Consider the following 4,526-nt stretch of genomic DNA (forward strand, 5'->3'; position numbering starts at 1 on the left):
GATCCGGCCCGAGCCGTTCGCTGGTGCCGGGATCGTCGGGAAACAGGTTTTCCAGCGAGGAGTCGAGCTTGTCCGAGATCGCTTCGGCGCTCCATTCCGTCTCGGCTTCGAACCAATCGCCGTCGGCGGCGGACTCCGGCGCGGCATCGCTCTTCTGCGCCTGGTCGCTAGCCGCGTCGTCCTGCGGCTCGGCGCGCTCCAGCAGCGGGTTGCGCTCGATCTCGTCTTCGATGAAGCGTTCAAGCTCGACATGGGTGAGTTGCAGCAGCCGGATCGACTGCATCAGTTGCGGCGTCATCACCAGCGACTGGGACTGCCGTAGCTGTAGTTTCGCCGCCAGCGCCATGGTTGGTTATCAAACGCCTCGTCTACGCACAGGACCTGCCGGAACAGATTTTCCGACCAAACCAACAAAGTGGCCCAGCTTTTGCTTGTCAAGCGAAACGGTAGCAAAACTCGCTTACCGGAGCGTTATCTCAGGCAAAAATCGGACAGGAATCCCGAAAATCACCGAAAAATTGCGCCGAACCCTGGATTTCTTGTTTAGAGGGTAAAACCCTCGCCGAGATAGAGGCGCCGCACATCAGCATTGGCGACAATCTCGTCGGCGCGGCCATGCGTGAGCACCTGGCCGGCGTGGATAATATAGGCGCGGTCGATGAGGCCTAGCGTCTCGCGCACATTGTGATCGGTGATCAGCACGCCGATGCCGCGCGCCGTGAGATGCCGCACCAATTGCTGGATGTCGGCCACCGCGATCGGATCGATGCCGGCGAAAGGCTCGTCGAGCAGCATGTAGGCCGGGCGCGTGGCGAGCGCGCGCGCGATCTCCAGGCGCCGCCTTTCGCCGCCGGACAGCGACAGCGAGGGCGCCTTGCGCAGATGGCTGATGTGGAATTCCTCGAGCAGTTCATCGAGGCTGCGCTCGCGCGCCTTGCGGCTCTTTTCGACCACTTCGAGCACGGCGCGGATGTTCTGCTCGACGCTGAGACCGCGAAAGATCGAGGCCTCCTGCGGCAGGTAGCCGATGCCGAGCCGGGCGCGGCGGTACATCGGCATCGAGGTGACATCGAAGCCATCGATCTCGATCGTGCCTTCGTCCACCGGCACCAGTCCGGTGACCATATAGAAACAGGTCGTCTTGCCGGCGCCGTTGGGGCCGAGCAGTCCGACCGCCTCGCCGGCGCGCACGCCAAGCGTCACGCCGCTGACGACCTTGCGGCCCTTGTAGCTCTTGGTCAGGCCCTTGGCGATCAAGGTGCCCTTGAACTTCGCGGAATCGACGGAAACCGTCGCCGGCGCCGCTGGTTTGCCGGCGGCCCGCCCCGGAAGGCGAGCCAGCAGCGACGATACGCCGGCCATTATTGCTTCGGCGCTCCAGACTTAGGCGGCGGCGTCATCGACATGATGACGCGCCCGCCACAGCCGTCGACCTGGGCGAGGCCGCTCTTCATCTGAACGGTGAGCTTGCAGCCCTTGAGCACATTGGGGCCCTGCGACAGCACCACTTCCTTGCCGGAAAGCACGAGCACCTGCGTCTTCATGTCGAAAGTGCCGTTGTCGCCGGTGGCGATCTGGTCGTTCGATTTGATGTAGACCTTGTTGTCGACAACCAGGTGATCGATGTTGGCCGAGCCGGTCATCGCCGATGCGCCGGCGGCCGCGCCCTTGGCGGCATTGGGATCCTTGACATAGTAGACCGTCATCTTGCCGGCCTTGAGCGTGGTCGGGCCTTGCGTCACGGTGACGTTGCCGCTGAACACGGCGACGCTGTCCGCCTGGCGGACCTCCAGCTTGTCGCTCTCGATCTGGATCGGCTGGTCGCCGGAAAGTTTGAGGCCTGAGACCTGGCTGCTCGCGCCGGACTGGGCGAGCGACGGCGCCACGCCAAGCAACAACAGCACCGAGGCCGCGCCCAAAAGCCCTGCCAAACTACTGCGACGCATTCGATTCTCCGCTCTGTTGCTCTGCCGCCCTCAAGCTGGCGGGATCGATGTTGACGCGCACCTTGTTCTCGAAAACCAGAACCTTGCCGTTGTCCTGGACCGCCATCGAATCCGCCGTGATCCGCGAGCCGCCACGGCTGACATCGACCGGATCATCCGTCTTCATAGTGCCTTTGCCCATGTCGAGGAAGACTGATTTGAGCTTGGCTTCGATGCCGTCGGTCGTCGTCACCATTATGTCGCTGGTCAGGCTCATTGTGTTGCCGTCGCGGTCGTAGACGCCGCGCGTGGCGTTGACGGTCGCCACATTGTCGGACGTCAACGGCAATTTGGCATTGATCCCTTCCAGATCGATGATGCCTTGCTTGCCGACGTCCTGAATGGCGCGCAGCGCCGTCAGCGAATAGGGCAGCTTCTGCTTGGTGAAACCGTTGAGCTTGGGGTTGGCCATCACCAGCTTGCCGTCGGCAAAGGCGCTGCCTTCGGCCTGCACCGAAATCGACACCGGGGCCGCAAGATAGGAGTAGACGGGAAAGGCAATGGCGATGACGGCCGCAAGCAGCGGCACCGCGAATTTGAGCACGCGCACGCGGCGCGAATGCCGCTGCGCGAGGTCGAACGCATCACCCCGCGTACCGGCTGGCGCTGCTGGCGCCAAAGCCGTCTCGGCATTGGTCGTTTCGTTCGATCGCGCTAGCATGACTAAATTCTAATAAACCCTTGCCCCGCCAAATCACCGCCTATAGGTGGGATGCCGGCCCCCGTAAGCAAGCACAAGCGGAGGAAAACCGCAAAAATGTGACAGCTGCCGTTGTACAAACGGAAGTGAAGTCGACACAATCTACGCACTTCATAGCAGATACGGACGGGCAGCGTTAAAATTTCATGAAACGCCGGCCCGCATCGCGCAGGCGCTTTGACGCAACCCCACCAGGAAACGGTAGCGGGGCGCCGATGCTTGCTTTAAAAACATCTCTTCCCACCGACCGAGAGGCTGACCATGGCAATGAGAGCCGACGACCTGATCGACCGCCGCCGCTTGCGCCGCAAATTGACGTTCTGGCGTGTTGCTGCGCTCGCCGTCGCGGCCGTCGCGTTGATCGCCCTGTCGAGCTGGGTCTATCGCGACGACTTCACCGGCCAGGCTGTCGACCACATTGCCAAGGTCAGGATCGAAGGCACCATCACCGAAGACGAGGAGTTGATCAAGCGGCTGGAAACCATCCGTGAGTCCTCGAAGGTGAAGGGCGTCATCCTGTCGATCGATTCGCCCGGCGGCACGACGGTCGGCGGTGAATCGATCTTCGAGGAGGTGCGCAAGCTCGCCGCCGATAAGCCGGTCGTGGCGGAAGTCGGCACGCTCGCCGCGTCCGCCGGCTATATGATCGCCAGCGCCGCCGATCATATCGTCGCGCGCAAATCCTCGATCGTCGGCTCGATCGGCGTGCTGATCCAGTATCCGGACGTCAGCGGGCTGATGGACAAGCTCGGCATCAAGCTCGAGGAGGTGAAATCCTCGCCGCTGAAGGCCTCGCCCTCGCCCTTCAAGCCGACCAATGAGGACGAGCGCGCCATGGTCCGCAAGCTCATCCTCGACAGCTATGACTGGTTCGTCGGCATCGTCGCCGAACGCCGCAAGATGACCCGCGAGCAAGCGCTGGCGCTTGCCGACGGCTCGATTTTCACCGGCCGCCAGGCCCTCGCCAACCATCTGATCGACGCTGTCGGCGGCGAGACCGAGGCGATCGACTGGCTGTCGACAAAGGGCGTCGACGCCAAGCTCAAGGTGGTGGAATGGAAGGACACCGAGAGGCGCGGCGGCTTCCTGTTCTCCAAGACGATGGCGAAAACCGTCGCCAGCGCGCTCGGCCTGCCCGACGCCGGCGGCGACGTCATTCACGAAATTGGAGCCGACCGCTTGTTTCTTGACGGTCTCGTTTCGGTCTGGCACCCTTGACGCGCCGCTCGAGGCGAGCGAAAAAGCAAATAAAATCATCTGCATAATTTGACCGAAGTGCTTTCCGGGGAGCCGTTCTCATGATCAAATCCGAGCTTGTGCAAATCATTGCCACGCGCAATCCGCATCTTTTCCTGCGCGACGTCGAAAACATCGTCGGCGCGATCTTCGACGAGATCACCGACGCGCTTGCCGAGGGTAACCGGGTCGAACTCCGCGGTTTCGGCGCCTTCTCGGTGAAAAACCGTCCCGCTCGCACCGGCCGCAACCCGCGCACCGGCGAATCCGTCGAGGTCGAGGAGAAGTGGGTGCCGTTCTTCAAGACCGGCAAGGAATTGCGCGAAAGGCTGAACGGAGGCAAATAGACGCGAGTTCACGCGCCGGCCCTCCGCCAGCCCTGCTTTCGACAGGAAAACAAATGTTCAACCGCTTCATGCTCGTCGTTGTCTTCGTGCCGCTGGCCGTCGTCCTGATCGCGCTCGCCGTCGCCAACCGCGAGCCGATCGCCTTCACGCTCGACCCGTTCAATCCCGGCAATCCCGCGCTGACGCTGAAGCTCCCGCTTTTCGTCTTCCTGTTCCTGGCTCTCGCCATCGGCATGATCGTCGGCAGCATGGCGACCT

The 4,526-nt window shown here is 62.4% G+C and carries 5 protein-coding genes and 2 pseudogenes; 3 read left to right on the forward strand and 4 right to left on the reverse strand.

All coding sequences use genetic code 11. The annotated features are described in order from the left end of the window. The 4 genes and pseudogenes from EN781_RS26795 to lptC all read right to left on the reverse strand — a co-directional run. Nucleotides 1-346 (reverse strand): annotated as a pseudogene (locus EN781_RS26795) (RNA polymerase sigma-54 factor); the annotation flags it as partial. Nucleotides 347-543: 197 nt separating this feature from the next. Further along, a complete protein-coding gene (gene lptB / locus EN781_RS26800; RefSeq protein ID WP_127400493.1) occupies nt 544-1,362 on the reverse strand; it encodes an LPS export ABC transporter ATP-binding protein in 819 nt (272 codons plus the stop codon). Further along, on the reverse strand, nt 1,362-1,946 hold the full coding sequence (locus EN781_RS26805; RefSeq protein ID WP_126058300.1) for an LptA/OstA family protein: 585 nt from the start codon (nt 1,944-1,946) through the stop codon (nt 1,362-1,364). The genes lptB and EN781_RS26805 overlap by 1 nt, the downstream gene beginning before the upstream one ends. Further along, nucleotides 1,933-2,646 carry an LPS export ABC transporter periplasmic protein LptC gene (gene lptC / locus EN781_RS26810; protein WP_126058299.1) on the reverse strand — a complete coding sequence of 238 codons (714 nt, stop codon included), beginning with the start codon at nt 2,644-2,646 and terminating at the stop codon, nt 1,933-1,935. Before lptC ends, EN781_RS26805 begins: the two co-directional genes overlap by 14 nt. Before the next feature lie 300 nt (nt 2,647-2,946). On the opposite strand from lptC, the gene sppA reads away from it, so the two are divergent. The 3 genes and pseudogenes from sppA to EN781_RS26825 form a co-directional block, all read left to right on the forward strand. Then, a complete protein-coding gene (sppA, locus tag EN781_RS26815) occupies nt 2,947-3,903 on the forward strand; it encodes a signal peptide peptidase SppA (RefSeq protein WP_126058298.1) in 957 nt (318 codons plus the stop codon). Nucleotides 3,904-3,983: 80 nt separating this feature from the next. After that, complete coding sequence (locus EN781_RS26820) at nt 3,984-4,268, forward strand: integration host factor subunit beta (RefSeq protein ID WP_006200394.1); 285 nt, start codon at nt 3,984-3,986, stop codon at nt 4,266-4,268. A gap of 53 nt (nt 4,269-4,321) precedes the next feature. Then, a pseudogene (locus EN781_RS26825) lies at nt 4,322-4,526 on the forward strand (DUF1049 domain-containing protein); the annotation flags it as partial.

The sequence above is a fragment of the Mesorhizobium sp. M4A.F.Ca.ET.090.04.2.1 genome (assembly GCF_003999085.1).
In the GTDB taxonomy this organism is placed as follows: domain Bacteria; phylum Pseudomonadota; class Alphaproteobacteria; order Rhizobiales; family Rhizobiaceae; genus Mesorhizobium.